At 66.4% G+C, this 969-nt stretch carries 1 protein-coding gene and 1 pseudogene; both read left to right on the forward strand.

All coding sequences use genetic code 11. The features are described from left to right. On the forward strand, positions 1–827 hold an 827-nt coding region (locus H8A95_RS43245), incomplete at its 5' end, for a response regulator (protein ID WP_229188480.1). Between the two features lie 22 nt (positions 828–849). Further along, a pseudogene (locus H8A95_RS43250) lies at positions 850–969 on the forward strand (chemotaxis protein CheW); the annotation flags it as partial.

Below are 969 nucleotides of genomic sequence, written 5' to 3' on the forward strand. Positions count from 1 at the left end.
CCCATGCCTCGAGCGGCGAGCAGCTCACTTCGCTGTTGGTGTTCCGCGCCGGCTCCTCGCAGCCCAAGGCGGTGCCGCTCGGCCTCGTCACCCGGCTGGAAGAGATCGCAACCGACAAGATCGAGCTCTCGAACGGCCGCTACATGGTGCAGTACCGCGAGCAGCTGATGCCGCTGGTGCAGATGGCGGGTGTCGAGGTGCAGTCGCAGGGGTCGCAACCGATCCTGGTGTTCGCCGACGATGGCCGCTCGATGGGGCTCGTGGTCGACGAGATCATCGACATCGTCGAGGAGCGGCTCAACATCGAGGTCGCGGGCAGCCAGGACGGTATCCTCGGCTCAGCCGTGATCAAGGGCCAGGCCACCGAGGTGATCGATGTCGGCCACTTCCTGCCGATGGCGTTTGCCGACTGGTTCTCGCGCAAGGAGATGCGCCCGTCGGCCAGTTCGCAGTCGGTGCTCCTGGTCGACGACTCGGCATTCTTCCGCAACATGCTGGCGCCGGTGCTCAAGGCCGCCGGCTACAAGGTGCGGACCGCGCCGAATGCGCAGGAAGGGCTCGCCGCGCTGCGCTCGGGGCAGGCCTTCGACGTCGTGCTGACCGACATCGAGATGCCCGAGATGAACGGCTTCGAGTTCGCCGAGAACATCCGAAGCGACCACAATCTCGTCGGGCTGCCGATCATCGCGCTGTCGGCGATGGTGTCGCCGGCGGCGATCGAGCGCGGCCGGCAGGCCGGCTTCCACGACTATGTCGCCAAGTTCGACCGTCCCGGGCTGATCGCGGCGCTGAAAGAGCAGACCGCCGAACTGCGCCGCGCGGCATGACCGGATGCAAGGAAACGAATTGATGACCAGCAAGACCGAGACCAGTGAAGGCGCGATGGCCGAATACGTCACCGCCGTGATCGGCGGCCAGCTGTTCGGCTTGCCGATCTCGCGGGTGCAGGACGTGTTCATGCCGGAGCGG

It is taken from the genome of Bradyrhizobium oropedii, assembly GCF_020889685.1.
GTDB lineage: Bacteria > Pseudomonadota > Alphaproteobacteria > Rhizobiales > Xanthobacteraceae > Bradyrhizobium > Bradyrhizobium oropedii.